Genomic DNA, 25956 nt, shown 5'->3' on the forward strand with positions numbered 1-25956 from the left:
TGATGGACTCACCATGCACGCCTATTGGTCGGAATAGGACGAAAACCTAAAGGAAATAGGAACAAACTCTAGTGATCGAATAGGGCAAAACTACGAGCTGCCTAAAGAAACAGCCTAAAAAAAATAGCCTTGTAAGAGGGCGTAGGCTTTGGCCTGTTGCATAAAAAAACCCCACCGATCGGTGGGGTTCACTTTGTAAAGCTGTTTAGACAGCCTTTATTCGTTAGGCTAATAGTTTAGCATTATATTCTTTTAAATCAGCAAGATTGTGCTTATTCGTTGGATCTTTGAAAAGCGACAATAAGTATTGTAAGCTTTCAATGTCATTTTGAGCGACAACGGCTTCGTTTTCTACAACGTCCTCTTCGTCTATCGGCTCGTCATTTGGAATAGCAATGAAAAAACCATTATTGTTTTCAATGTGCTCGTACGTAAGTCTAATTGATTTGACTAGGGTAGGTACTTCTTCTAGTAGAGCATACTCTCTTAATTTCTTAAGGTTTGGAACGATTTGATCCACCACAAGACCATTTGTAACTAAATCAGATTGTATTAACTTAATTAGTTTAATTGCATTTGCGTTTTCCACAGTATTAAATTTTGGGTATTATTAATTGTAGGACAAAAATAAGCTTTTTAATAGTTTAGCAAATAAAAAAGTTAATTTTATTTTATTCTGATTGTGGTTTTTTGCGTATTCCGCTATTGTTTAGGTGGTTTGCGATTCACGTATTGTCCTTTTTGCTGTTGATTTTCCTCTATTGTGTGACGAACAAAGAAATGTTGTTCGTTCAGTATGGTTTTTCCTAGACTGTTTTACAGTATGTAATATAGCATTGATGCTTTACTGCTATGTTACAAAATAGGACGCTATTCGGGATCCTAGAACCTTATTTGCAACAACGTTTTAGTAGCTGTACTTCTATTGGTGTTTTTTGCTTCGGTATCGACGCTTCGGTCAGGGAGGGAGTTTACTTTTATAGTTGTAGTACAATACGTTTACTGTATTTATCTGTTGTTTTTGTGTTTATATTTTAAATAATTGTTGTTGATCGCGTTGGTTTATTACAGATAATTTAATTATAAAAAAACAATGTTAAATGGTGTTTCAATTCTTTTTTTTGATGATGTTATACGTGTTTTGATACATATATTAACATATCAAAAGTTAAATTTGTTTAAATGAAATCAAAGAAATACGATAAAAAAGTATAAAAAGTGAAATTAATTTAGGTAATATTTAGTATAACTAGAAATTAACAAAAAAATATTGTATTTCTTTTAACTGTGGGGGTTTAGTTTTATTTACTAATGAGGAAGGGACGGTTTTTGGGGTTTGTTTTAGCTTTATAGTAGGGTATAACTTAATGAGCTAAACTTATTTTCAAGATGCCATCCTATGGATTAAAAAAATAAATTATGATGAAGTTGTACGATTGGAATACAAGTTTACAAACTGAGCGATTCTACTATTTATTGTTTGGTATATTTATTTTATTACTGAGCATGAATTATTACAATGCGTTGATTGAACATGACACCGTATACATAATCAATTTTTTTGCGATTGTGTTTAGTTTGAAGTTGTTTAGGCTGGTAGATGATACACCAGATGTTGTACTGAAAACGCAAATAACCCAAATGTTTAGTTTATCCGTTGTTTTACTTGTGTTGAGTTTTCTTCCCATACCGCTTTGGATTCTGATTGCCTTGAATAATTTTTTTGGCATTGTGTATTTTGGTCTTTTTTACTTTCATCGCTTACACTTAAATAGATCCTTAAAAGCGATTGAATCTTATATTTTTATTACGCATTTTTCTTTTGTTGTCTACCTTTTGCTACTCAACGTACAAGGTTATTTTTTCAAAATAAAAATCCCTGACTTGGTTTTTGTACTGGGTTATGTACAAGTAGGGCTTCAATATTTATTGCTCGTGTTATCCTTGTTTACCTATTTATTTTACAAGAAACAGCAAAAAGAGTGCGCATCAGATACTTTCACACTTTCAAAGGGGTATTGGGAGGTAGAAGAGGAGAAGGAAATTGATGGGCAGAACAAAGTAGAAATTGAATCGGAAACGTTCCGCTTGAAGTTTGGAAATCAAGAATTAGCCGAACAGATTCTCGATTTTTTTGAAACTGAAAAAGCGTTTTTACGGCCTGATTTTAGTTTGGAGATGCTGTGTTTGCATCTGCCTCATAGCCATGCGCAACAGGCGAGTTATGTGATCAACAATCATTTGAATACTAGTTTTTACAAATTGGTTGCTTTTTATCGGGTGATGGAAGCGTTGAAATTACTGGCCCATAAATCGGATTGGACGTTAATGGCTATTGCGGAAGAATGTGGTTTTAAATCCGTCAATACCTTTAATAAGTACTTTAGAGATATTACCGGGTTTAGCCCTGCAGAATATCGTGTAATAATAGAAAAAAAGAAAAGGATAGTATGATTTGGTTGTTTGTATGTTATGTTGTTTATGCTTTCTTTTATTGGTTAAATGGGGATACTAATAAACAGAGAGCGAACGTATTCCGCTTTTGCAGTGCGATATTTGGTTTAAATGTAGTGTTGTATGTGGTTGATTATTACGGGTATAGCGATAGGAGTTCTAGTTTTCTAGCCCTTTTGTTTTTGTTGCAGGGTGCTGGCTTAGTATACTTGTTAAAGATCAAACGCATCAAACAGTTTGTTCACTGTGTTGTAGTCGTTCTTTTAGTGCTCTTTTATGTGTTTCAATTGCTCCTTGATGAAACTTCGGTCGCCTGGATTTTTCTTCGTTATGAGGTAATACTCTTGATTAGTGTACTTTCATTTGTCTATGGTTGTTATGGCTATTGGTGTTTGATAGGGGGGAGGGTATCCTCTGGATTAAAGCAATACATTGCCTTTTATATCGTCACACTATTTTGCGTTTCGATTTCATTTATGATTGCTTATCTCTATCGGTTTCCACTTTTTAGCTACCTTAACTTCTTGTTTTATTTTACAGGACTATCCTTGCTGTTTATCGCCTTTTTAAATGAGTTAAAAGAATTTGTTTACGCCAAATTTAGTCTAAGCCGCTCTAGGATCACGGGGCAAATGGAACGCGAAGCCTCTAGTTTATTCGGTGCGATGGCTCTCGATGTATCGATTCCCAATAAGGAGAAGATGTCCATATGGTCTACGCAATACGGGATAAGATCGGATGTATTTCAGTTGGATCGAACTTCAGTTGGGGAAAAAGAATCCATCGAATGCCGGACGCACGAAATTCGCCAAGTGATGACCGCTAAATTGATTGAAAGTCGGTTGTTTTTGGATCCCGTATTAAACTTAGAACAATTGGCTATTATCCTGGGGTTTCCCAAAGCTGAACTCTTAGAGTTTTTTAAAGAATCGTCCTCTTTGACGTTTAAACAGTACATCAACCGCTTGAGGGTGGAATACGCTATTCTCATGATCAGAGACAATGAAGAAAACTATACCGTTGAAGAGTTGAGCTTGCTCTGTGGGTTTAATACCCGACTTTCCTTTTACCGCGCTTTCGTCGAGGTGTTTGGCTTTGCCCCCTCCGAAATTATGAGCTAGTTATCACTTGTGAAAACAGCGCGTTTTCACCATTTAATTATCCTATAAATCCTAAAAAGTGCAAGTAGCACTGCACTTTTTTCATGATCCAGCTGTGGGATTTAAAACAAACAGCATATACCTAAAACAGGAGGGACTGTCTAATTTTAGACAGTCCCTCTATTTTAATGCGATTTTAAGTATTTGCAGTGGCTTATCGGTCTATTCGTAAAAAATTTCCCTCTTGGTCAAAAAGAAGTTCAACTTCTTGTCTTCCCTTTTTTAATTCAACATCAAAACCTTGTCTGTTTTTCTCCACTCCCACGAGCTTATAATCGCTATAGTGCTGCTGAACATAAGTAATTAAGGCAGGAGGTAGTAATACTGATGGAATTTCGTTGTCTTGCTTGCTCTCAATTTCAGTCCACGCTCCTTGTTGGTCAAATTCAATGTTGAATCCGTTGCTCAGGTATACGTCGTAGGTCGTTTGTCTGCCTACTTCCTTCTTGATTAAAACAATGCTAGCTTGACTGAAATGCTCAGTTAGAAAGCGCTTCGCGGCGCTCGGCAATTGGTCTTCATTGATCAATTCTTCGTCTCGGTCTAGATCTAAATCTAGTCCTACAAATTCTTGTTTGGCGTTAAAAATCAATTCCAAACCACTGTTTAGGGTAGCTTCAAAACCTCTTGCATTTTTGTCTAGTTCCACAAGGAAACTATCGGGATAATTTGCGTTTACATACGCTAAGATTAACGGTACTTCTTGAGCGAGAAAAGCTTCAGGAAGGGCCGTGTTATTTCTAGTTTCAATTTCTGTCCAATTGCCCGATTTATCAAAGTCAATGGAAATATTATTGTCTAAAGTTAACTGATAAAACGTCCCGTAATAATTGGGGGTGCTTTTTTTAGTTGCCTGTACAATCACCGCATTAGGAAATGTAGTCTCGATAAATTTTTTGGTATTTCCAGGCAATTGATCTAGGGTAACATGTTCAACTTTTGTCGAGGTATTGTCGTCACTACTACAAGCTGTAACTCCTATGGTTAAGGCTCCAAATAGAACGAGTGCAATTAATTTCTTTTTCATGGTATTTTAATTTGTTTTGTTAGTAGTCAATACGCTTGAATTGCCCTGATTTTGAAAATTCAAGTTCTAGCCCATTGTTGAGTTCTACTTCATAAATGCGTCTTTCGTTACTCACTTTTACTACTTGTGCTTCTGGGTAATTTGCTTTAATATAAGTTACTATAGGCTCTAATAAAAAAGTAGTCGGCAACGGATTTTTGTTTCCATCTACTTCTTCCCAATCGCCAGACTGGTCAAATTCGATTTCAATTCGATCTGTAAAGGTTACCTTATACGATACGGATAGAAAATCAACATCCTTTTCAACGAGTTGAATCGTTTTGGAATTGAAATGGGTATCCATAAAAGCAAGTGCCTTCTTCGGCAATTCACTTTTTGTAATGATAATGTCTTTAGCTAACGTCGATTGACTAGTCAACATGACGATGGCAGTGAAGATTCCCGCAATTACTGTTTTAAATGTTTTCATGGCTATTTCTTTTTTGTTTATAGGACAAAGCTAGGGATAGAATCTGGAAAGAATTGGGAATAAGCAAAAAAAACAATCTTTTTTGCCCTTTTCTTCTTATCATTTTTTGTGTTATATTTTTTAAATATGGGAGGTATGTATTGATCTATCAGCAATCATTTTTGAAAAAATGGCATTTTTTTTATAAAATTTTGTATCTTGTATGCTAATGGAAACGAAGTTGAATGGTTTGTTGTACAACGAACTGTAGTTCGTTTTTTTTAGGAAAAAATTAAAAGAGAAAAGAGATGAGAAAAAGATGGATGTTATCCTTGTGTGTTGTTGCTTTTGTAGGTTGTAACAATACGGCTAAAAAAGCGCAAGCCGCAACGGGAGAAGAACAACAAGCGGAAACGTCAACACAACCACTGAATGTAGGAGGATCAAAAGATGAACACGGCTGTATGACGGCTGCGGGTGAAACTTGGAGTGAACTGAATCAAACTTGCCTGCGTTTGTTTGAACAAGGTCTTCGTTTAAATCCGGTAAAAGAGGAGGGAGGTACCCTACTTAGTGCTTTCGTTGTATTTAATGACGATCAATCCAAATTGCAAGTATTTCTTCCAACGGAAGAACAAGAGGTATTGATCTTAGATAAAAAAGAAGGGCATATCTACGCGGATGCAACTTATACCTATGATGGAAAAGAGGGAGCTCTTTACATCAAGGGACAAAAAGAATATGCGAAGTAAACGCAATCTTATTTTAGCGTAGGATCAACTTTATGTAATGTTATGTCAAACACACTTCAATAAAGGAAACTTTATGAGGTGTGTTTATTTTTTTGTCTTGTTAGATCTTGCGTGGTTTGTCTTAGTCTCGCGATAAACCGTAAAGCGATGTAGTTTATCGAAGCTGTACTGCATCTGTAGTGATTCCGTTACTTTAATAATGGTTTGCACTAAAGACAAGCCCAATCCCGTAGACTCTTCATTGGTTGTACTTCTATAGAAACGGTTGTAGATTACTGTTTCATCGAGTGCTGTATATTGTGCACTAGTATTGGCAATTGAAAAGCTATTGTGTTGAAGATCAATGCTGATGTTTCCTTGGGTGATATTGTGCATCAAGGCGTTTTTGAGCAGGTTTTGGACCAAGGTGATGGCAAGCCCTTTGTCCATCAAGATAGCAAAGGAAGCTCCCGAGTCATGAAGGCTAACGGTTATACTTTTGTAAGAGAAGAAATCCTCAAAATCTTCGACAATATCCCTTACAATTTGGTTGAGATCTATTTCTTGTTGGGGTTGAAACTGTTTGTTTTCAATTTTCGCCAGCATTAAAAGAGATTTATTGAGTTTAATCAGACGCGATAAACTTTGATGAATAGAGCCAATTTGATTGATTTGACGTTCATTTAATCCCTCGGCTTCTACGAGTAATTCGAGTTTATTACTGATAATGGCTAAAGGAGTTTGGGACTCGTGTGCTGCATTGGAAACAAAGGTTTTTTGTTGTTCGACCATTTGCTCAATGCGCAGGATCATTTTATTGATTTCTTGTTGTAGATCAGTAAATTCTTTGATGGGCGTTTGGGTTTCGACGGTGCTTATCTTTTCTCCTAAGGTATAGGTTCTCAGGTTGTTTAGCAGGCGATAGAAAGGATTCCAAACTGCACGGCGCAGAATAAAGTGATTAATGAGGTAAATGCTGAGCAATAAAACAACGTAAAGTACCAATACAGCCACTCCAAAATCGCGCAGCAAATCATCGGCTTCGATTGTAGAGGTGCGTATTTCCAGTTGATAATTATCTCCTTTTTGATCGACAAAAGTGGTGGTCAACGTACGTACAGGCTCCTCATTGTCATCGGCATCCATGTAGATCATTTCTGTGCTGAACACATTTTTTTTGGAGTATTTTCCTGGGGCTAACGGTGTAATTCGAAAACCACTGCTTCCAAAGGAAATAAAGCTTTCTACTTGAGGATCTGTATACGCCTTTTTTATGATTTCGGTTTTGTTGTTTTTTAAGCCATCGTCAATATTGTCGTATACTTCGTCCATCATAAAGGCATAAAAAATCAATACCCAGGCGGTTAGTACAAAGATAATACCAACAGATAAGTAGCCCAACATATAATTGTGTAGCTTCATTTTACTCATTTTCTAGTTTATAGCCCATTCCGTAGACCGATTGAATGTTGACTGCCGCCTGATGGGTTTTCAGTTTTTTGCGCAGGTTTTTTACTTGGGAATAAACGAAGTCATAGCTGTCTGCCTCATCCATATTATCGCCCCATATATGTTCGGCTAAAGACGATTTGGTAACTAGTCGATTGGCATTGACTACGAAGTAATACAACAGCTCGAATTCTTTGTTGTTCAACACCATGGGTATGTCGTTTACTTTGACAGTGCGTTCGTCAATAAAGATTTCGATATTATTCCACTTCACGCTTTGAAACCCTTGTTGGTGCTTGCGTCTGAGGACAGATTTTATTCGAGCGAGTAGTTCAGACAGGTGAAAAGGTTTGGTTAGGTAATCATCTGCTCCCAGTTCCAAGCCCATTACTTTGTCGTCAATGGAATCTTTGGCTGATATAATGATGACAGAATCTTCTTTTTCCATTCTTTTAATTTCGCGCAAGAGATCCATGCCATTGCCATCGGGAAGCATGATATCTAGTAAAATACAATCGTAGTCGTAACCAATTAATTTTTCCATGGCCTTTTTATAGTCTGCTGCAACTTCAACTACATAAAGTTCTTTTTCTAGCGATTCTCGCATAATCGCACGCAGTTCTTTTTCGTCTTCAATTACTAAAATCTTCATAGGTGTAGGATGAGTGGTTAGCCTCGAAAGGGAGCACTGTTTTTTGTATATACGTAATTAAGCGAATTTACAAAAAAACAACCGCATTTGAAACTACTTTATGTGCTGCTACTTACCTCTGTTTTGATCTTCTTTACTTCTGTTGTTTTAGCCGAATTATCCTATGAACATAGTAAAAAATAGCGTAAATTTAAGGTCGCATACATCGAATACACCTTACTATGATTGATCCTGCTATTTTATTGCGCTATTGCGGTTTTATTAAAGAATTTGACAAGAGTGAAACCGTGTTTACCCAGGGAGAGGAACCTCGCTATTACTTTCAAATTATGCATGGACGCGTTAAAATGAATAACTATAACGAAGACGGAAAAGAGTTTATTCAAGGGTTGTTTACTGATGGAGAAAGCTTTGGAGAGCCTCCTCTTTTTTGTGAGGTGAACTATCCTGCTAATGCTGTTACCTTGCAGCCAACAAGTATAATACTCATTCATAAACGCGATTTTTACACCTTACTCGAGCGTGAAAAATCAAGTTGTTTTAGCGTATTAAAAGCCTTGTCTTCCCGTTTGTACTATAAGTCTATTATGGCGCCTGATATTTCGTCAAATGATTCGGAGAAGCGAATACTCACCTTGTTAAACTACATCAAAACACAGCACAAAGAGCTTACGGAGGAGTTTTATGTAGATTTGACCCGCCAGCAAATAGCGGATATGACAGGACTTCGCGTAGAAACAGTGATTCGCACAATTAAAGAGATGGAAGCAAATCACTTAATTCGCTTGGAGAGAGGGAAGTTGTTTTTTTAGTACGTTTATTTTTGCAGCTTGTTCTTTGTTCTTTGCTCTTTGCTCTTTGTGCTTTGTGCTTTGCTCTTTGTGCTTTGTTCTTTGCTCTTTGCTCTTTGCTCTTTGCTCTTTGTGCTTTGCTCGATTTGCAAACCGTAAACTGTGTACCAGTTACCATTCACCATTCACCACTCACCACTTACCACTTACCACTCACCACTTACCACTCACCACTCACCACTTACCACTCACCACTTACCACTTACCACTTACCACTCACCACTTACCACTCACCACTCACCACTTACCACTCACCACTTACCACTCACCACTTACCACTCACCACTTACCACTCACCACTCACCACTCACTACTCACCACTCACCACTCACTACTCACCATCTTCAATATTTAAAAATTCTTTTTCTTCCCTGTTCTGTAGATCAACAGAATAGGCAGTACAGTCCAAAGGGCAAGCAGGGCAAAGGAAAGTAAGCTACCCAATCCGCTGCCGAAGAACTTTTTAAATACGGCTCCAGTGTAGCCCAATAGAGCAGAAATATCGAGTTTGAGTAAGATTAAAATACGCGATAAGTCGATGGGGTTCAAAATCGTGCCAATCAAGGAGATATTCTCCAATGGATAATCTCCAAACACGAGGAGAATACTCAAAAAGATACCGTCATATACAACGGCTAAGAACAACCATAATAAGATAGCAAATCCGAATCCCGTGATTTTATTTTCGTTTCTCAAACCAATATTATAGGCTAATGCGCTGAATATAAAGGTTAAGAATGCACCTATGCCTAAAAGGAGTAGAAATTCGAAAATAATGTCCGACTCAAAAAGGCCGTAACAAATAAAAGGAATGCCCAAACCGATGAGTAAACTCATGGATAAAGACAAAGCAACGCCCAAATATTGTCCAATGAAAATAGACGAACGCCTGATCGGCAAAGCGAGTAGTAGTTCTGTAAATTCCTTGGAATCATAGTAGTACATAATACCGAAAATCGTACTGATTAAAGGCACAAGAACAATGATCACATTCATCAACGTGATAATGGCTTTTCCAATATCGCGATTGAGAAATAGCAAGACAAATCCAAGAGCAAGATAAAAGAACAAGTAGAAGTAGCTCCATCTGCTGCGCATTAAATCGAAAAAGCTATATTTTAGAATTTTAAGCATAAGAATCAAGTAAAAGGTTAGCAATAGCATGTTCAAAGTTGTCTTGTTTCGTCCTTTCTTTTAGTTCATCTATAGTGCCTTTGAAGTATAGTTTACCTTCAAGAATAAAGATGATCTGATCGGAAATTTCTTCGACAAAGCTCATAATGTGAGAGGTAACGATAATGGTTTTTCCCTTTTTTTTCTCGTTGATAATCAGTTGTTTCAATAGAATCATGGCGGCGGGATCTAATCCAGTTGTGGGCTCATCGAGAATTAAAATTGGATTGTCAAACATAAATGCCAATAGGATGTTTACTTTTTGTTTAGTACCTCCCGACAGTTTATTGATTTTTTTGTTGAGAAAAGGCGAGAGTTTGAATAAGTCAACCAGGGTTTGGTGGTCTTTTTGGTTGTCATTTCTCAGATCTTTGATCATGTGAATCAATTCAAGTACGGTAAGGGTATTGGGAAAACTGGCTATTTGTGGCAAATAGTCGATATTGCTTCGGTATTTCCATTGCTTAGCGATATTTTCTCCCTGAATTTCTATGCTGCCACAATCGGGATGTACCATGGATAAAATGCATTTATTGAGGGTAGTTTTACCGCTTCCGTTAGGGCCTAAAATAGCGAGTACGCCTTGACCAATTTCGAGGTCAATTCCTTTTAGTACTTGATTCTCGGCAAATTTCTTATGTAAATTAGTTATCGTAATCATGCTGAATTTGTTTAATAAAAGGTTGGGCATCTACTAAGTTATCTGGCGTAAATACGGGAGCTACTTTTTCTGAGAAATCAATGATATCGACAAATAGACTACGCAGAAAAATAATGGATTCAGGCGTTTTATTCACGATATAAGAAAAGAGCTTAATCGGTCGATGGGGAACATCTCCAATGCCGTCTTTGTCTAAATCATAACCCGTATAATTACTCCAATAGTTGTGGTCAAAATTGTTTTGATTGAGTTGACCTTGGTAGAGTAAATCAAATGAATTGTTTAGAAAATTATTGTAGTTTACCGTGTTCTGATAATTGGCTCCTCTGGAATTTAACGCCCATCCATTGCTAATAAAATCATTGTGTAGGTACTGTACGCGGTTGGATCCTTCTATATTAATAGCTGTGGTGTTGTTTTTAAATATATTGCGGCTAATTTCCGTATCATTGACTTCCTTTAGCAACACCCCATAGGCAGCAGATCCCCAATTATCACTGAACAAGTTGTAACTCATTTTCATGAATTTGGAAAACATAATGGCCACACCAGCTCCATTGTTGGTATAAGAGCAATTGGTTACCACATCGTGATTGGAAAACATAAAGTGCAAGCCATAGCGCACATTGTTTTTACTGATATTGTTGTGAATGGTACAGTAATTAGAAAACTCTAAATAAATCCCATCGCGTACACGTTCGACGTAATTGTCTTTGATTTCAATGTTGTTACAATACCACAGCTGAATGCCATTGCCTGAATTGAATTCACTTTTGGCTTTGCCATATATCTTATTGGAGAGGATCTTTCCTTCCTTGGATTTTTCGAGGTAAATACCAAAAAAAAGCTCTTTAATGGTGTTGTTTTCAATGATAAAGTGTTTGCTTTCCCTTACGCGTATTGCGGCATAATCTTTTATGTAACTGCTTCCTACATTGATGATGGTAAAGTTTTTTACCGTGACATAATCCGCTTGGATAATAAAGATTTCTCCTTTGTTTTCTCCATCAACGATGGCGTTTTTACTCAGGAGGGTGAGTGGTTTATTTATGTGAATATCCGTTTCTTTATAGGTTCCTGCTTCAACGACAATCAGATCATAGGAATCAGCCATTTCGATGGCTTTTTTGATTGTGTTAATTGCGGAATGAGGTTGAACAGTAATGGTTTTGGCCTTTATATTCCAACCTAAAAGAAGGAAAAGGAGAATACATAGAAGTTCAAGCGTTTTTTTCATAGCGTTAAAGAGGTTAAAGCCTGCTTTTTATTGGTGCGACAGCTGTTGACGTATGGTGGTGAAGGTGTAGTGATCGCCTGTAAATTCGTCTATTAGTTGATCTGCCTCTTCCTTGGTTTGTGTTGCGGAAAGAAAGGCTCCCATTGGACTGGGGATGTTTTTGGATACAATGAAATTCGCCTGTTCAGCGGGTATTAATGTACCGGGATTGAGCACATCAGCAACTAAGAGGTGTGTGTATTCCTTTGCTGGTTTTGCGGTATCGGCAAGGTAGTGCAACATACACTCAATCGCGTCAAATTTGTAGTTTTTGCCTTTGGTTGTTACCAATTGAGCAGCGTGTTTTGCATCTACAATGCCCATTTTGCAAAAGTCACAAGTGTCTGTGCCATATTCAATGGGCTGCACTTTGACTGTACAAGAGACAAACAGAAGGCTTAGCATAAGAAATGTGAGTGGTTTCATACTATTTTTTTTTAGATTTCATTCCAACGAGATAAGCGATAAAGACTAAGACCATACCCAATGCCATGAGATAGGCGCCTAGGTGTGGGTATGAATAGGCGTCAAAGTTTAGTATTTTTCGATGTCCAAATAGCGGAGGTTCATAGGTTAAGGGGTTGCCGTGGGCATCGACCATTTTCATAATGGCATGGGGATCTAAATCACTTCCGTAGTCGATCAACCACAAGTTGAAATCGTACATTCCGGCAATGCCTAGTATTCCCATAACAAGCAGCCAACCTAAGAAATAGGTGGGTTTTACTTTTTTGAAATAACCACCAATACCCAAGGCAATACCCAGGATGGCCATGGAGGCAATGACAATTGGAAAAACAGTAAACTCCCACATTTGATCTGGCTTAGGAATGGTTTTCATTCCGATATAGTGGTTGAGTCCGTCAATATTTTGAAGATCAAATTCTCCTACGCCCTTAATCCCATCAATATAAATATTCATTCCCAAGGGAATTGGATATTGTGGAGCTCCTAGTTCAATGTTCCAAAGTGGAAAGTAGAATAAGGATAGGAGTAAACACGAGCCCACTATCATTAAAATAGAGGATTTTTTCATACTTTTTTGTTTATAAAGGACAGGAATTTTACTTCCTGTCCTTTAAAGATTAAATGTAAAGCGATAGGTTCTATTCGTTATTCATCGTCTAGTGACCAGGAAAGCTCTAGGTTTGAATCAGCAGGGGATACGCGAATATAACCTTGCATTTCTTGGTGAAGAGCTGAACAGAAATCGGTACAATAGAAAGGCCAAACCCCCACTTGTTTGGGTTCCCAAACAAAAGTTTCCGTTTTACCAGGTGTTACGAGGAGTTCGGATGTATTTGCTCCTAGCATACTGATACCGTGTGGCACGTCAAAGTCTTGTTCTAAGTTGGTCACGTGGAAAAATACCTTATCACCGACTTTTACGCCTTCGATATTATCTGGGGTAAAGTGACTTCGGATCATGGTCATGTAGATGTGAACTTCATTGCCCTTTCGCGTTACTTTAGTTTCGGCAGGCGATTTTGTAGCGTAAGGGTGTTTATTCTCATCGAGCTTATAGATCTGTCTAGATTTGTGCATGATCTTTTCCGCTTTAATTGCCGCAGCATAGTGCGGTTCTCCAATAGTAGGGAAATCGAGCAATAATTCCATTTTATCTCCTGATATATCGTAGAGTTGAGCGGAGTGATTCAAATCGGGGCCTACAGGTAAGTAGCGATCTTTGGTGATTTTATTCATCGCCACTAAGTATTTGCCATCTGGTTTTCTCGAATTACCACCAGGAATCATCAAGTGACCAACAGAATAATACGTAGGCTTGCGATCGACAATTTCCCAAGTGCCTAATTTCCATTTTACCACTTCAGAAGAGATAAAGAAAGTAGTATAGGCGTTGCCCTGACCATCAAACTCCGTATGCAAGGGACCCAATCCAGGTTGTTCTACTACACCTGCTAAAACATCTTCAAATTTTAAAATAGGCAAACCATATGCTTCTCCGTCAAATTTCTTTTTCTCAATTGCGTCTAACATTTTCGTAAAAGAGTGTACAGTAAGGTTGGCTGAAAGTTTTCCGTTGCCGATGATGTATTCTCCCGAGGGATCCACATCACAACCGTGGGGTGATTTTGGCGTGGGCAATAAGTATACTAAATCGGGTAGTTCGCTTGCATCGAGCATGAGTACTTCTTCTTTCATGGTATGCGTAGCCATATGTGTGGCATTGTCAAATTTATTATGAGCATACTTTACAGGCATTTTTTTTCCTTTTCCCGCTTTGATGTATTCTTCGGCTTTTTTCCAATTCACTGCTGCAATGAAGTCCTTGTCATTTTGAGAGGCATTTACTTCTAATAAGCTATGCGCCTCTTCTGTGTTATAGGTAGTAAAGAAGAACCAACCATGTGATTTTCCACGACCAGGGTGGGATAAATCATAGTTAAACCCAGGCATCTGAATTTGGAAGGACAAGTCCATATCCCCTGATTCTTGGTCCACTTTAATAAATGACAGGGTTCCCTTGAAGTTTCCTTTGTACTCTTTAATCGGGATATCGCGTTGGGGTATTGGCACAGAAAAACGCGTTCCCGCTACTACATATTCTGTGTTTTCCGTAACGAAAGACGAACTGTGATTCCCAGCACTGTTTGGAATTTCAATGATCTCAGCGGTACTGAAATCTTCTAAGTCAATGCGGGCAATACGCGGTGTATTATTTCCGTTGATGAAAATCCAACGTCCATCTAGTTCACCATTGGTTTGAGAAATATCCGGGTGGTGAGAATCATCCCAAGGAATGAATCCGTGAGAGGTCATTAACATCGGTTTGGTTTCCTCACTGTATCCATACCCTTTCTCTGGATCTTGAGAGAAAACGGGAATTACTTTAAAAAGCCTCCCTGAAGGCAAACCATATACAGATAGCTGTCCGCTAAATCCCCCCGAAAAAAAACCGTAGTATTCATCGTATTCTCCTGGTGCAACATATACTTTTTCTGCTGCATTGGAAGAGAGCGCTCCCTTGTTATTTTGACCTGATTTTGAACAGCTGACTAAGGTGATGCCCAGCAGACAACTCAATAAGGTTAAATTGATATACTTTTTCATACTTTATAGTGTTAGGTTACAGTGTTCTGAAATATTCTAAAACGGCACGCGCCTCTTCTTCTGTCAAATTCTGATTCGCCATTGGTGCTCCATTGAATTCTTTTAATAAGTCTTGAGCCAAGGGGTCGTTTTCAATCATATTCTCAGGATTTAAAATCATATTCATCACCCATTCTGGCGTACGACGCTCTAAGATTCCCTTAGGCGCTGGTCCGATAAACTTCTTGTCCGTTTTATGACATGCCGTACACATGGTTTTAAATACTTCTTGCCCTTTAGCTGCCATAGCTTGATCAATATCACCAAGTACCAACGTTTTGATCGGCCCTTTTCCTTTATTTACTAAATCCACGCGTTCCGAAGCAGGCGCATTCGCATCGCTTGAAGTAGCCTTAGTTTCTGCAGCAACTTCTACTTTTCTTTCATTTGTTGTTGTCACTTCTTCTGATGGTGTTTTTACCGTTTTATCTCCACATGAAAGAAGGGTTAAACAGCTTGTAAGTAGCATAAATGATAGCGCTTTTGATTTCATCTTGATATAGTTTAGATATTATTGTATCCCAAAGTTACCTCCATATGCAAGGTTTATTTTATGATTCAAATCACAATTGAGACAATAAAGGAGTTTTTTATCTTTATTTATTGCATTTGATCTTGTTTGCACGCTAAATAGGGTTTATTGGTCTAGGGTTGTTTGTTAAATCTGAACCAGTAAGATGAGCCAGTTGGTATTTACCTTTGACTGTCAATTCGAAATAGAAGCAGCCTCAAATCCATCGATCGGAAGATGGAGTAGGAGGATGGGATTGATTTGTCTTTGAAATAAACTGTAATACATAAATAGAATGAAAACTGTCTTTTTTACAACGTGTACGGCTCCCTGTGGTGCCTTTTTTATTACACCAGCAATTGCGATAGAGACACCAAGTATGAAACCCTTGTCTTTTGCGTTTGATTGGAGTAATGGTGTGGGAATACTATTGATTTTAATGGGGGTACTGGTACTCCTTGCTTTTGGTTTTTTGTACTTGGAAGCAAGGGAATTGTTGCATTCCTATCAAGAGCATCAAAAAAAACCTGCGGATGTTAGGCGTTATTTTGCCTATTTAAAATCAGGACAGCTCAAGGTATTGGCACAATTCACGCGCTCAAAGCAAAGGGTTGTACTCTTGATCTTGGGGTTTCTTTTTTCGCAGGTTGCCGAGGCCCAAACAACAATGCGGTTGGCGGATCGTCCACTTTTGAAAGAGCCAGGAATTTGGATTATTATTGTATTAATTGCCATTCCCATTATATTGGGAATTTGGATGATGGCATTTCAGATCTACCACGTGATCAAGCGACAACGACAAAAGTTGCAAAAGCAAGAAGTTGATGACTTGTTGCACTATTTTGAGCATCTATCCGAAGAGGATTTAGAGGTATTCATGCAGCGAAAAGAAGCGTTGGACTATACGCTTTCAAATCGGGAATTGTCGGGTACTCAAGCTGCAATGGATAAGAAAGGATTGCTACAGGCGCAAGAAGGGGATGCTATAGCTGTTGTAGCAGCAAAGAGGAGAAATGACAAAAGCTTGGACATTGATCCCAAGCTTACCCAGCTGATTTTGTGGTTTTTGGGAACAGCTAGCTTTTGGTTGCTTTTTGGTACGACTGTTGGTGAATATTTGGGTCTCAAGTTTATCGCTCCTGATCTAGATCAGACTAGTTGGTTGAGTTTTGGTCGACTGCGCCCAGTACACACGAATGCCGTTTTTTGGGGGTGGTCTTCACTAGGGATGATTGGCTTGGGGTACTATATTGTTCCCAGGGTAAGTAATACCGCTTTAGCCAGTTATAAATGGGCGTGGTATTCCCTTGTATTAATCAATGCTTCTGTGTTAGTTGGATCCCTGAGCTTACTGGCAGGGATCAACAATGGAGGAGGAGAATATCGCGAGTACATTTGGCCGATTATGTTACTCTTTGCCCTAGGATTGTATTTTACACTGCGCAATTACCTTCGAACGATTGCCCAGCGCAAAACAAAAGAAATCTATATTTCGAATTGGTATATTGTCTCTGCGGTTATTTTTATTACGATTGTTGCCCTAGTAGGCTATTTACCCCAATGGCAAGATGGATTAGGAGAAACCATCGTACAAGGCTACTATATGCATCAAGCAGTGGGTATGTGGTTTATGCTATTTACCTTGGGTATTGTGTACTACTTCGTCCCTCAACAGCTCAATAAACCCATTTACTCCTACAGCTTAGGAATCTTAGCTTTTTGGACACAAATTCTTTTTTATACGCTAATAGGCACGCATCACTTTGTATTCAGTGCTATTCCGTGGTGGTTGCAAACGGTGGCGATTGTGGCCAGTGTGGGAATGGTTATTCCTGTCGTTGCGGGGACAACAAATTTCATTATGACCTTCAGAGGAGCCTGGCATAAGGTAAGGGATAGCTATACTGTTCCTTTTTTTGTGGTGGGTATTATCTTTTACTTTACAGGCTCGCTTCAAGGAACAGCAGAATCCTTTCGCTTTACCAATTTACTGTGGCACTTTACTGATTTTACGGTAGCGCATTCGCATTTAACCATGTATGGGATTATTGCCTTTTTGCTGTGGGGAGGTATTTATGCATTAGTGCCGCAGTTAACGGGAAAAGAAGCTCCTCAAATAACAGTAGGCGCTCATTTTTGGCTAGCGCTTATTGGATTGCTTTTCTATTCCATCCCCTTGATGTATGGCGGAACCCTACGCGGAATCTTGTGGATGGGAGACGCTGCGTTTATCGAAAGCGTTAAGCTGATGATGCCCTATTGGCTCTGGCGTGCGATAGGCGGTAGTTTAATGTGGGTCTCACATTTGTTTTTCGCCTTTAATTTTTACAGGATGACGCGATCAATTCCCCTAAAGGAAACCGCAATCGCAACGCTCGCACTTGAAAAATTACAAGAGCAAATCAAGTCTAGTTCAAATTCTTAATGTTTAGTTATGGAGATCTTCAATAATCATAAAAAATTATACCTCGTTGCCAGTGTTTTGTTTGTTGTATTAACGCTTTTTGTAGCGATTTTACCGGCCTTAGACAATCAGTCGAGGATACAACCATTACCGGATGCGGAACCTTTAAGTGAGGCGGCTATGCGCGGTAAAAAGGTGTTTATTGCCAATGGATGCGTCGCTTGTCACAGCCAGCAAGTGCGCAATGTAGAAATGGACCGAAAATGGGGAAGTAGGCCTTCTATGTCAGCCGATTATGCGGGAAATAAGCGGATGGACCTATGGACCAATACTGCTACGTTAATGGGAACCGAACGCACAGGACCTGATTTAACAGATATAGGTACCCGACAACCGAGTATCGACTGGCATCTCGTGCATTTATTTAACCCGAGAATTGTGGTTAAAGAATCAGTTATGCCCGCTTATCCGTTCTTGTTTCAATACAAACACAACCCCTCCGATACTGATGTGGTAGTTTCAGTTCCTGAAGGATTTGCCAATAGCGCGAAAGGCCAGGTTATCGCCACGGAAAAGGCACTTGATCTCGTGGCTTATTTGCGGGAATTGAAACAAGCAAAATTACCCGAAGCCACTGTAGCTCCCGAGTTTCTATATCCATTGAAGGATAAAGCGACAACGCAATCTACACAAGGGGAATCAGATACAGGTATAGACGGCAAAAACCTCTATGCTACCAATTGTGCTTCTTGCCATCAAATGAATGGCGAAGGTTTAGCTGGTGCATTTCCGCCACTCAAAAACAGTCCCGTTGTGCTGGATGATAACCTGCAACTCTTTGTGGATATTATCATGAATGGATACGATGCCCGTGGAGAATACGGCGTTATGCCTGCTGTGGGAAGCAACCTCAATTGGACTGCAAAAGAAGTAACAGCCATAGTCAATTACGAGCGAAACAATTGGGGAAATCAGGCCCCTTTAGTCAGCGTAGAACAAGTAAAAGAAATCATGGATTATATTAACGAAATGAAAGCAAAACAATGAAAGCAAAACAAAATATAACAGCTGGAATACTCACTTTCCTCAGCACCGCTACCTTAATGGCGTGTCCGGTGTGTGAACGCAACCAACCCAAAGTACTAAAGGGAATTGTACACGGATCAGGCCCGGATAGCCAATGGGATTATCTCATTATTGCAGTGGTTGCAGTAGTGGTTGTCCTGACGTTGTTTTTTTCGGTTAAATGGTTGATTAAGCCAGGAGAACGCAATGAGGATCACATTAAGAGAACTGTTTTAAATGCGTTGTATTATGGAACAAAAAAGTAAAGTATACCTCTTCCTTGATGAAGAACCGCAACCTATTGCTGTTTTAGATACGCCCATTACCTTTGCGTTGGATACCCATAAGCTGGTTGATGGCGATCATCTGCTGACCATTGTCAGTAAGGATCATACCGGAAAAGAAGGGATTCGAAAAATCCCCTTTATTGTTCGAAATGGCCCTGCTATTGAAGTGGAGGGAATGAAAGAAGGTGGGATAGTAGATGGCATCGTCAATATTATGGTCAATGCTTATGGAAAAGCTGATCAAAAAGATTTTTTGATCATAGGGAGTGAAACCCCTCAAAGTATACCGTATTGGGTATGGATTACAGTAATTGTGGTAATTGCTTGGGGGTTGTACTATATGGTGCGTTACTTGCCCAATGCGGGAGTGTAACCCTATAGCAGAAGTGGTTATAGTGAGAATGGCAGGTGCAAAAAAAAACGCTGGTTTGTGAAACGCAGCGTTTTTTTATGGATGTATCTAATCTACTTCAGATCCTTGATTGAGGCACCAAAGTTGAGGTGTAAGACATTGCCATTGGCCAAGACAATCGCAGGTACAGATTGAACTCCATAGTCTTCTGCTTCTTGTATTCTGGATTTTTCTTCTCCAAGGTGTACAATCTCAATTTGATGATCCGTGATTAGATGTAAAAGGTCCTGTTCTGCACTAACACATACTGGACATCCCGCATGATAAAAAAGTACTTTTTCCATTTTGTTGATTTATTTAATTGATTATTATAGCATTACAGGGCAAAAATAGAGTGATTTTTGAAGGTTATACTGGTGCAGAATGGGAATATAGCCCTAGTCCAGCAGTGACAGCTTGTTTTGCTATTCCTAAACTGGACCAGCTAGTAAATACCAATTCTGTATGAGTCAGATCAGAAAAAGTGCCCGTATGTTTGTATCAGAAAACAAATGGTTCTGTGGTGAGTGGTGAGAGGTAAGTGGTGAGAGGTAAGTGGTGAGAGGTAAGTGGTGAGTGGTGAGTGGTGAGTGGTGAGAGGTAAGTGGTGAGTAGTAAGTGGTGAGTGGTAAGTGGTGAGAGGTAAGTAGTAAGTGGTAAGTGGTGAGTGGTAAGTGGTGAGAGGTAAGTAGTAAGTGGTAAACTGTAAACCGAATACAATAAATCAAAACATGGTTCTGTGGCTGATTGGTAGGCCTAGCTCCGCAAGAGTTAGTAGGTTGGTTCGAATCCAACCAGAACCTCGAATTAGTGAATGGTGAGTGGTAAGTGGTGAGTAGTAAGTAGTAAGTGGTGAGAGGTGAGTGGTGAGTGGTAAGTGGTAAGTGGTGAGTGGTAAGTGGTTAACCGAATATAATAAATCAAAACATGGTTCTGTGGCTGAGTGGTAGGCCTAATTCCGCAAGAGTTAGTAGGTTGGTTCGAATCCAACCAGAACCTCGAATTAGTGAATGGTGAGTAGTAAGTGGTGAGTAGTAACCGATACAATAAATCAAAACATGGTTCTGTGGCCGAGTGGTAGGCCTAACTCCGCAAGAGTTAGTAGGTTGGTTCGAATCCAACCAGAACCTCCAAACAAACAATATCATCTTAATTTTTTACAACCATCTTGTCTTTTGCTGCGCCTATTCAATGGTGTCATTTTTTTAATTGAATGCAGCAAAGATGGAGATGGCGATTACTTAAAACGGGAATAGCATGAAAATACACAAAGAAGGAAGAGGATCCATTGCGATAGCGAGTATCGTTTTACTCCTAGTTAACGGAGGGGCTTATTATTTAATTAGCGAGAAGTTAGTGCTTGTAAAAGTATTGGTTTTGTTGATAACCCTAGGGTTATGGGGGTTAGTCATTTTCTTTTTTCGCATTCCTTCCCGAGTAATGACCAAGGATGAGGGGTGTATAGTTGCACCTTGCGACGGAACGGTCGTTGTGATAGAAGAAGTAGAGGCAGATGAGTATTTCACAGAAAAGCGGTTACAGGTGTCTGTATTTATGAGTGTGTTCAATGTGCATGTCAACTTAAATCCCATCCAAGGGGAAGTAGTGTACAGTCAGTATCACAAGGGGAAACACTTAGTAGCCTGGCATCCAAAATCATCTACGGAAAACGAAAGACATAGCGTGGTCTATCGACATAAAAATGGCCAGGAAGTATTAGCCAAACAAATTGCTGGGGCTTTGGCCAACCGCATTGTCAATTACTTGACGCCTAAGACGGTTGTAGAACAGACGGATCAAATGGGATTCATCAAGTTCGGCTCACGTGTAGATTTACTACTACCTATCAGCTGTAAGGTTGAGGTAAAACTAGGAGATAAAGTGCAAGGAGGCGTCACCCCATTGGCGAAATGGCAAGAGTAGATGTAGACCTTTGACTATTGGGCTCTAAGACATTCTCCTATGATTCGAACACCTCTTTCTAATTCATCGATAGAAAGGGTGCCAAAACTCAATCGCAAGCCATCGGAAGAAGTCGGAGCCCTATAATAATCATTGGGATTGACCAATTGGACGCCTCTTTCTTTTAGTTGTTGTAACAGACGTGTATAGTCTACGGATTTGTTGGGCTTGAGCCAAAAAGCCAAGCCGCCATCGGGAATTGTATACGTAACAGTATCACCCATGTAGCGCTGGATAAATTCAAGCATAGCCTCTCTTTTCTCTTTGTATAAACTTGTCGCTTTTTTAATATGTTTTCTTAGCATGCCGTCTTCAATTAATTGAAGTACGGCTTGTTCCATAATGCGATCGCCTTGAATGTCAATGATTTTTCTCAATTGTGTAATCGCTTCAATAAGCGCAAGCTGACTGCTAACTAAAAAGCCAATGCGCAAAGCTGGTGCTACGACTTTACTCAGTGTGCCTATATACACATAGTTTTGCAATTCAGTATAGCTACACAAGGGAAGTACGGGGCGATAGGTATAGTGAAATTCATTGTCGTAATCGTCCTCAATAACTGTAAAATTATAGGTATTGGCGAGTTGGATAAGCTCCAATCGCCTTTGTAAACTCAAGGTAACGGTTGTTGGAAATTGATGGTGAGGGGTGAGGTACACGGCCTTTATATTGGGGTTATTTTCCAACTGTTGTCGCAGGGCTGTGGTAGAGATTCCTTCGGCATCTACTTCAATGGGGATTAATGTAGCGCCTGCGCGTTCAAAGGCTTGCCATGCCGATTGATATCCTGGGTTTTCTACTAAAATAGCATCTCCTTTTTGGAGTAAACACTGAGCAATTAAGTAAATTGCCATTTGCCCCCCTCGGGTTATACAAACGCGATCTTCTTTGACCTGCATCCCTCTTTGATGGTTGAGCATATGAGCGATATGCTGTATGAATCGTGGATCTCCTTCTGCATTGGCATACCCCATCATTTGCCATTTGGCATTTCGATTAAAAATTTGTCGATAGGCACGTGCTAATTCCTTTATTGGAACAATCTTACTATCGGGATAACCATTGTCAAAAACTAGTGGAGCTGGATGCTGAAAAGGAGCATCCGCAGCTGTTGGACTCGCTTGCTTAGGTTTTTGCGGACGCACTTGCGGCATGGTTTGCGCGATGTAAATCCCTTTGCGCTCTAGCGATATGAGCCATTCTTCATCTAAAAGTACACTCAGCGCTTTCACAATGGTATTGCGGTTCACACCTATTGTACTCGCTAAGGTCCTCGTACTAGGTAATATATCTCCTTTGTGGAGCCTGCCTTGTTGGATCGCCTCAATAATTGCATCTGCAATTTGCAAGTAAATTGGTTTTTCAGCCGTTTGATCTAATCGAATTTCTAAGTTCCAAAGCCTTTTCATGTGGACTAGTTGAGTGGTTAGTATATGTGATAGTTAATAGACCAAATGTAAGCAATATTTAGTGAAGAATCTAGTTTTATGGTAAATGCTCAACCATCTAGTCATCAACAAAATACTACCATTGGTCAAAAGAATGTGGCTTTAGCTTTGGTTTTAGAGTTGTTTTGCACCAAAATAACAAATATGAAAACAGCTGTATTTATAATGTACTGTATGCTGATTTTGTGTGGTTTATCGCTACACGCACAGGATCATTTAAGAGGGGAGTTTAAGGTGGATTACGTTCCCTTTTCCAATTATGTCAGACCTATAGACAGTGTGAAAACTCCCGCACAAACAGATTTTAGACGCGTAGAATTAAATATTGAAATACCGTTGTCTACGCGTATGGATCACAGGGGTAAACCGCGCACATGGTCTTTCGTTGCACAAGGGGCCTATGCCAAGATGCAGCATAGGCGTTATGAGGAAGATTTGTTTCCCACGGAATTGTTAAATGCCCAGATTGGATTTAAACACTTCCGATCGATTAGTGACTCGTGGTCTTTATTAATGATGGGAACTGTAGGGGTTTATGCTGATCGAAAAGAAATTAGGTCTGAAGCAATTTTAGGTCAAGGCGGTGTATTTTTTATCAAACACTTTAACGACAATGTCGCTTTGGGGGTTGGTCCAGTCTTAACGAATAGCTTTGGTGTTCCTATGGTCTTGCCTGGAATCTATTTTAGTTGGGAAACCCATGGTGATTTCTTCGTTCGCGTTGCTTTCCCTCAAGGGGCGGAATTTGGTTATAAAGTAAGTGAAATCGTCGATCTGAAAGTAGCAGTCGATTTACAAGGGATGACTGCTAACATTAAGAAAGACGACAAAGATATTTTGTTGGGATTTCAGCAGATTGTCGCGGGATTCCGACCGGAGTTCAAGTTTAACAAAAACCTCACTCTATCACTAACTACAGGTAGTTCGTTGGTACGCTCGTTTTCTTTTAATGAACGAAAAATAAAGAATATTTTTAAGGAGAAGAAAGAAGCAGATCCCCGATTTACTACTACGTTTTATGGAGCTGTTAAGTTGAGGTGGAGTTTGTAAGTGAAGTATTGAAATACAAGGAGTAAAAGGGCTATTTTAAAGTAAAGGTATATTGCTTTAAAATAGCCCTTTTGGTCTTATTTACTCAGTAAATTCTTGTAGATAATATCGTTGAGTAAAGCTTCTTTTCGAAGTCGAGCTAAAGGCAGTTGGGTGTTGTTAATCAAAACCCTATTCCCTGAAATTGAACAAATGTGATTGACGTTAATCAAATACGATTTGTGTATGCGGAAGAAGTGTTCTTTGGGAAGTAATTCTTCCAAAGCTACCATGGTTTGGTGAATGACATAACTCTTCTGATGGGTGTGTATTTTCACGTAATTTTGCATGGCTTCAATGTAGAAAATATCGGGCCATTGAATTTTGACAAAGCTATCTTCGTGTTTTATAAACATTGTGCTGTCGGCGAGTCCGACTTCTTCTTTGTTTTGGTTTTTGAGCTCGTATAGTTCTTTGGCTTTTAAAGCTGCTTGATAAAATCGTTTGAACCCAATAGGTTTTAAGAGGTAATCCACGATTTGCAAGCGATAACCATCCAAGGCGTGTTCAGAATAGGCAGTTGTGAAAATTACTAAGGGCGGGTTGCTAATTGATTCTAAGAAGTCAATGCCTGATAAATAGGGCATATTGATGTCTAGGAAGAGTAAATCGAACTTTTCATTGCTAATTAGTTCCTGAGCTTCAAGTGCTGATCCGCAAGAGGCTTTGGTTGATAAGAAATCAACTTTGGCAATGTAATCGACGATAGATCGTCGGGCTAAAGGCTCATCGTCAATGACTAAACAGTTGAGCAAATGGGGGCTTTTAGGTGTTAGCATGGGCGTGATTTAAATTAATTTGAAGTGAAACCGCGTAGTTGTCTTCACCTGTTGTAATGGTTAAAAAGTGTTGATCGGGATATTGAATTTTTAGCCGTTCAGTAATATTGGCAATGCCGATGCCACCTTGTTGTTTTTCTCGTTTAAAACGAGGGTTGTACGAATTTTCAATATCCAAATGTAAGACATTTTGTTTTTCGATACAGCTCATGCGCACATAGCCTTGTTGATGGGGTAAGCGGGAGACATGTTTAAAGGCATTTTCAATCAAGGGAACCAACAGTAAAGGCACAATTTTCAGCTGTCTATTGTCAATTTCCCACGTGCATGTAACGGCTAATTCGTCTTGCCAGCGCACTTGTTCGATGGCGACTAAATCTTGTAAATAGCGCATTTCCTGATGAAGGAATACCTGTTTTTGGTTGCATTCATACAGCTGATAACGCAAAATATCGGAGAATTTTAGTAAAACAGTTGACGCGAGTTCAACGTTGTTTTGCATGAGAATGTGAATGTGATTGAGGACGTTAAACATCAAATGAGGGTTGATTTGATCCTGAAGTAGTTTGATTTGGGCTTCTAGGTGTTCTTGTTTCAACTTGGCATTGAGTTGTTCGATTTTGTAGTGTTCTTCATAGAAGCGTATACCACAGGTTGTTGTAACAACGGCCATGGCTGAGGGAAAAGAACTAAATAGGCGATGTACGTAGTACTCTCTCCATGAAGAGGCTTGCATGTCAGCTAACATTGCCGTATCATCAATAAAGTAGGGAAATAGTGTAAAGCACAGTGACATCAATGCGTTGAGAACTAATATACCCACAAAGAATAAGACAATAAAACGCTTCATTTTTCCTTCTTTTAGGGCTTTAGGCAAGGCGACATCGCTCAAGTAATGTGAGATGCTGATGAAACAGAGCATCATCACTGCACATTGCAATAGCCAGTAAAGCGGACGATTATGGGCGTGAACAAACGGCCATACAGAAAGGGCGATTATAGACCAAAAAAGAATAAAAAACAACCT

The 25956-nt window shown here is 39.3% G+C and carries 26 protein-coding genes and 3 tRNA genes; 13 read left to right on the plus strand and 16 right to left on the minus strand.

The window, feature by feature from the left end:
* Window positions 1-223: 223 nt before the first annotated feature.
* A complete protein-coding gene (locus H4K35_RS05800; RefSeq protein WP_182626438.1) occupies window positions 224-589 on the minus strand; it encodes a hypothetical protein in 366 nt (121 codons plus the stop codon).
* A gap of 830 nt (window positions 590-1419) precedes the next feature.
* Between H4K35_RS05800 and H4K35_RS05805 the strand changes: the two genes are divergently transcribed.
* Both H4K35_RS05805 and H4K35_RS05810 read left to right on the plus strand, forming a co-directional pair.
* Window positions 1420-2454 (plus strand): helix-turn-helix domain-containing protein, encoded by a 1035-nt coding sequence (locus H4K35_RS05805; RefSeq protein ID WP_182626439.1) that lies wholly within the window; start codon window positions 1420-1422, stop codon window positions 2452-2454.
* Complete coding sequence (locus H4K35_RS05810; protein WP_182626440.1) at window positions 2451-3575, plus strand: AraC family transcriptional regulator; 1125 nt, start codon at window positions 2451-2453, stop codon at window positions 3573-3575. The genes H4K35_RS05805 and H4K35_RS05810 overlap by 4 nt, the downstream gene beginning before the upstream one ends.
* 193 nt (window positions 3576-3768) lie before the next feature.
* Here H4K35_RS05810 and H4K35_RS05815 read toward each other — a convergent pair whose 3' ends face one another.
* Both H4K35_RS05815 and H4K35_RS05820 read right to left on the minus strand, forming a co-directional pair.
* Window positions 3769-4641, minus strand: a complete 873-nt coding sequence (locus H4K35_RS05815) for a PepSY-like domain-containing protein (RefSeq protein WP_182626441.1) — start codon at window positions 4639-4641, stop codon at window positions 3769-3771.
* 19 nt (window positions 4642-4660) lie between these two features.
* Window positions 4661-5110 carry a PepSY-like domain-containing protein gene (locus H4K35_RS05820; protein ID WP_182626442.1) on the minus strand — a complete coding sequence of 150 codons (450 nt, stop codon included), beginning with the start codon at window positions 5108-5110 and terminating at the stop codon, window positions 4661-4663.
* Window positions 5111-5397: 287 nt separating this feature from the next.
* Here H4K35_RS05820 and H4K35_RS05825 point away from each other — a divergent pair, with 287 nt between their 5' ends.
* Window positions 5398-5841: a hypothetical protein gene (locus H4K35_RS05825; RefSeq protein ID WP_182626443.1), complete on the plus strand. Its 444-nt coding sequence runs from the start codon at window positions 5398-5400 to the stop codon at window positions 5839-5841.
* Window positions 5842-5925: 84 nt separating this feature from the next.
* On the opposite strand, the gene H4K35_RS05830 is transcribed toward H4K35_RS05825, so the two are convergent.
* Window positions 5926-7242, minus strand: coding sequence for a sensor histidine kinase KdpD (locus H4K35_RS05830; protein ID WP_182626444.1), 1317 nt, complete (start codon window positions 7240-7242; stop codon window positions 5926-5928).
* Between the two features lies 1 nt (window position 7243).
* The gene (locus H4K35_RS05835) at window positions 7244-7921 is read right to left on the minus strand and encodes a response regulator transcription factor (protein ID WP_182626445.1); all 678 of its coding nucleotides are present in this window, start codon (window positions 7919-7921) and stop codon (window positions 7244-7246) included.
* 221 nt (window positions 7922-8142) lie between these two features.
* On the opposite strand from H4K35_RS05835, the gene H4K35_RS05840 reads away from it, so the two are divergent.
* On the plus strand, window positions 8143-8733 hold the full coding sequence (locus tag H4K35_RS05840) for a Crp/Fnr family transcriptional regulator (protein ID WP_182626446.1): 591 nt from the start codon (window positions 8143-8145) through the stop codon (window positions 8731-8733).
* A 390-nt stretch (window positions 8734-9123) separates the two neighbouring features.
* Here H4K35_RS05840 and H4K35_RS05845 read toward each other — a convergent pair whose 3' ends face one another.
* The 7 genes from H4K35_RS05845 to H4K35_RS05875 all read right to left on the minus strand — a co-directional run bounded on the left by H4K35_RS05845 (window position 9124) and on the right by H4K35_RS05875 (window position 15486).
* Window positions 9124-9906: an ABC transporter permease gene (locus H4K35_RS05845; RefSeq protein ID WP_182626447.1), complete on the minus strand. Its 783-nt coding sequence runs from the start codon at window positions 9904-9906 to the stop codon at window positions 9124-9126.
* The gene (locus H4K35_RS05850; protein ID WP_182626448.1) at window positions 9899-10606 is read right to left on the minus strand and encodes an ABC transporter ATP-binding protein; all 708 of its coding nucleotides are present in this window, start codon (window positions 10604-10606) and stop codon (window positions 9899-9901) included. The genes H4K35_RS05845 and H4K35_RS05850 overlap by 8 nt, the downstream gene beginning before the upstream one ends.
* Window positions 10590-11843, minus strand: a complete 1254-nt coding sequence (gene nosD, locus H4K35_RS05855) for a nitrous oxide reductase family maturation protein NosD (RefSeq protein ID WP_182626449.1) — start codon at window positions 11841-11843, stop codon at window positions 10590-10592. Before nosD ends, H4K35_RS05850 begins: the two co-directional genes overlap by 17 nt.
* A gap of 27 nt (window positions 11844-11870) precedes the next feature.
* Window positions 11871-12308, minus strand: a complete 438-nt coding sequence (locus H4K35_RS05860; protein ID WP_182626450.1) for a nitrous oxide reductase accessory protein NosL — start codon at window positions 12306-12308, stop codon at window positions 11871-11873.
* A gap of 1 nt (window position 12309) precedes the next feature.
* Window positions 12310-12918, minus strand: a complete 609-nt coding sequence (locus H4K35_RS05865; protein ID WP_182626451.1) for a hypothetical protein — start codon at window positions 12916-12918, stop codon at window positions 12310-12312.
* Window positions 12919-12995: 77 nt separating this feature from the next.
* Window positions 12996-14954, minus strand: a complete 1959-nt coding sequence (gene nosZ, locus H4K35_RS05870) for a Sec-dependent nitrous-oxide reductase (RefSeq protein ID WP_182626452.1) — start codon at window positions 14952-14954, stop codon at window positions 12996-12998.
* 16 nt (window positions 14955-14970) lie between these two features.
* Window positions 14971-15486, minus strand: coding sequence for a cytochrome c (locus tag H4K35_RS05875; protein WP_182626453.1), 516 nt, complete (start codon window positions 15484-15486; stop codon window positions 14971-14973).
* Between the two features lie 313 nt (window positions 15487-15799).
* Between H4K35_RS05875 and H4K35_RS05880 the strand changes: the two genes are divergently transcribed.
* The 4 genes from H4K35_RS05880 to H4K35_RS05895 are packed head-to-tail and all read left to right on the plus strand — an operon-like array spanning window position 15800 to window position 19633.
* Entirely contained in the window at window positions 15800-17929 is a 2130-nt protein-coding gene (locus H4K35_RS05880) for a cbb3-type cytochrome c oxidase subunit I (RefSeq protein WP_182626454.1), read from the plus strand.
* A gap of 9 nt (window positions 17930-17938) precedes the next feature.
* On the plus strand, window positions 17939-18955 hold the full coding sequence (locus H4K35_RS05885) for a cbb3-type cytochrome c oxidase subunit II (protein ID WP_182626455.1): 1017 nt from the start codon (window positions 17939-17941) through the stop codon (window positions 18953-18955).
* A complete protein-coding gene (locus H4K35_RS05890; RefSeq protein ID WP_182626456.1) occupies window positions 18952-19239 on the plus strand; it encodes a hypothetical protein in 288 nt (95 codons plus the stop codon). Before H4K35_RS05885 ends, H4K35_RS05890 begins: the two co-directional genes overlap by 4 nt.
* Window positions 19223-19633: a cytochrome C gene (locus H4K35_RS05895; protein ID WP_182626457.1), complete on the plus strand. Its 411-nt coding sequence runs from the start codon at window positions 19223-19225 to the stop codon at window positions 19631-19633. Before H4K35_RS05890 ends, H4K35_RS05895 begins: the two co-directional genes overlap by 17 nt.
* Before the next feature lie 92 nt (window positions 19634-19725).
* On the opposite strand, the gene H4K35_RS05900 is transcribed toward H4K35_RS05895, so the two are convergent.
* Window positions 19726-19956: a thioredoxin family protein gene (locus H4K35_RS05900; protein ID WP_182626458.1), complete on the minus strand. Its 231-nt coding sequence runs from the start codon at window positions 19954-19956 to the stop codon at window positions 19726-19728.
* 428 nt (window positions 19957-20384) lie between these two features.
* On the opposite strand from H4K35_RS05900, the gene H4K35_RS05905 reads away from it, so the two are divergent.
* From H4K35_RS05905 to H4K35_RS05920, 4 genes are all read left to right on the plus strand, one after another.
* Window positions 20385-20454 (plus strand) — tRNA-Cys (locus H4K35_RS05905).
* Between the two features lie 126 nt (window positions 20455-20580).
* Window positions 20581-20650 (plus strand) — tRNA-Cys (locus H4K35_RS05910).
* Between the two features lie 61 nt (window positions 20651-20711).
* Window positions 20712-20784: transfer RNA gene (locus H4K35_RS05915), tRNA-Cys, on the plus strand.
* A gap of 124 nt (window positions 20785-20908) precedes the next feature.
* On the plus strand, window positions 20909-21574 hold the full coding sequence (locus tag H4K35_RS05920; protein WP_182626459.1) for a phosphatidylserine decarboxylase family protein: 666 nt from the start codon (window positions 20909-20911) through the stop codon (window positions 21572-21574).
* A 14-nt stretch (window positions 21575-21588) separates the two neighbouring features.
* On the opposite strand, the gene H4K35_RS05925 is transcribed toward H4K35_RS05920, so the two are convergent.
* Window positions 21589-23022 carry a PLP-dependent aminotransferase family protein gene (locus H4K35_RS05925; protein ID WP_182626460.1) on the minus strand — a complete coding sequence of 478 codons (1434 nt, stop codon included), beginning with the start codon at window positions 23020-23022 and terminating at the stop codon, window positions 21589-21591.
* 183 nt (window positions 23023-23205) lie between these two features.
* On the opposite strand from H4K35_RS05925, the gene H4K35_RS05930 reads away from it, so the two are divergent.
* Window positions 23206-24111 carry a DUF6268 family outer membrane beta-barrel protein gene (locus H4K35_RS05930; RefSeq protein WP_182626461.1) on the plus strand — a complete coding sequence of 302 codons (906 nt, stop codon included), beginning with the start codon at window positions 23206-23208 and terminating at the stop codon, window positions 24109-24111.
* Between the two features lie 77 nt (window positions 24112-24188).
* Here H4K35_RS05930 and H4K35_RS05935 read toward each other — a convergent pair whose 3' ends face one another.
* Complete coding sequence (locus tag H4K35_RS05935) at window positions 24189-24929, minus strand: LytTR family DNA-binding domain-containing protein (protein ID WP_182626462.1); 741 nt, start codon at window positions 24927-24929, stop codon at window positions 24189-24191.
* Complete coding sequence (locus tag H4K35_RS05940; protein WP_255492373.1) at window positions 24916-25953, minus strand: sensor histidine kinase; 1038 nt, start codon at window positions 25951-25953, stop codon at window positions 24916-24918. Before H4K35_RS05940 ends, H4K35_RS05935 begins: the two co-directional genes overlap by 14 nt.
* Window positions 25954-25956: the final 3 nt, after the last annotated feature.

The organism is Myroides sp. NP-2, assembly GCF_014145665.1.
In the GTDB taxonomy this organism is placed as follows: domain Bacteria; phylum Bacteroidota; class Bacteroidia; order Flavobacteriales; family Flavobacteriaceae; genus Flavobacterium.

Coding starts and splice junctions, on each gene's coding strand:
- H4K35_RS05805 (WP_182626439.1), top strand. CDS start 1,420: ATGATGAAGTTGTACGATTGGAATACAAGTTTACAAACTGAGCGATTC.
- H4K35_RS05810 (WP_182626440.1), top strand. CDS start 2,451: ATGATTTGGTTGTTTGTATGTTATGTTGTTTATGCTTTCTTTTATTGG.
- H4K35_RS05815 (WP_182626441.1), bottom strand. CDS start 4,641: ATGAAAAAGAAATTAATTGCACTCGTTCTATTTGGAGCCTTAACCATA.
- H4K35_RS05820 (WP_182626442.1), bottom strand. CDS start 5,110: ATGAAAACATTTAAAACAGTAATTGCGGGAATCTTCACTGCCATCGTC.
- H4K35_RS05825 (WP_182626443.1), top strand. CDS start 5,398: ATGAGAAAAAGATGGATGTTATCCTTGTGTGTTGTTGCTTTTGTAGGT.
- H4K35_RS05830 (WP_182626444.1), bottom strand. CDS start 7,242: ATGAAGCTACACAATTATATGTTGGGCTACTTATCTGTTGGTATTATC.
- H4K35_RS05835 (WP_182626445.1), bottom strand. CDS start 7,921: ATGAAGATTTTAGTAATTGAAGACGAAAAAGAACTGCGTGCGATTATG.
- H4K35_RS05840 (WP_182626446.1), top strand. CDS start 8,143: ATGATTGATCCTGCTATTTTATTGCGCTATTGCGGTTTTATTAAAGAA.
- H4K35_RS05845 (WP_182626447.1), bottom strand. CDS start 9,906: ATGCTTAAAATTCTAAAATATAGCTTTTTCGATTTAATGCGCAGCAGA.
- H4K35_RS05850 (WP_182626448.1), bottom strand. CDS start 10,606: ATGATTACGATAACTAATTTACATAAGAAATTTGCCGAGAATCAAGTA.
- nosD (WP_182626449.1), bottom strand. CDS start 11,843: ATGAAAAAAACGCTTGAACTTCTATGTATTCTCCTTTTCCTTCTTTTA.
- H4K35_RS05860 (WP_182626450.1), bottom strand. CDS start 12,308: ATGAAACCACTCACATTTCTTATGCTAAGCCTTCTGTTTGTCTCTTGT.
- H4K35_RS05865 (WP_182626451.1), bottom strand. CDS start 12,918: ATGAAAAAATCCTCTATTTTAATGATAGTGGGCTCGTGTTTACTCCTA.
- nosZ (WP_182626452.1), bottom strand. CDS start 14,954: ATGAAAAAGTATATCAATTTAACCTTATTGAGTTGTCTGCTGGGCATC.
- H4K35_RS05875 (WP_182626453.1), bottom strand. CDS start 15,486: ATGAAATCAAAAGCGCTATCATTTATGCTACTTACAAGCTGTTTAACC.
- H4K35_RS05880 (WP_182626454.1), top strand. CDS start 15,800: ATGAAAACTGTCTTTTTTACAACGTGTACGGCTCCCTGTGGTGCCTTT.
- H4K35_RS05885 (WP_182626455.1), top strand. CDS start 17,939: ATGGAGATCTTCAATAATCATAAAAAATTATACCTCGTTGCCAGTGTT.
- H4K35_RS05890 (WP_182626456.1), top strand. CDS start 18,952: ATGAAAGCAAAACAAAATATAACAGCTGGAATACTCACTTTCCTCAGC.
- H4K35_RS05895 (WP_182626457.1), top strand. CDS start 19,223: ATGGAACAAAAAAGTAAAGTATACCTCTTCCTTGATGAAGAACCGCAA.
- H4K35_RS05900 (WP_182626458.1), bottom strand. CDS start 19,956: ATGGAAAAAGTACTTTTTTATCATGCGGGATGTCCAGTATGTGTTAGT.
- H4K35_RS05920 (WP_182626459.1), top strand. CDS start 20,909: ATGAAAATACACAAAGAAGGAAGAGGATCCATTGCGATAGCGAGTATC.
- H4K35_RS05925 (WP_182626460.1), bottom strand. CDS start 23,022: ATGAAAAGGCTTTGGAACTTAGAAATTCGATTAGATCAAACGGCTGAA.
- H4K35_RS05930 (WP_182626461.1), top strand. CDS start 23,206: ATGAAAACAGCTGTATTTATAATGTACTGTATGCTGATTTTGTGTGGT.
- H4K35_RS05935 (WP_182626462.1), bottom strand. CDS start 24,929: ATGCTAACACCTAAAAGCCCCCATTTGCTCAACTGTTTAGTCATTGAC.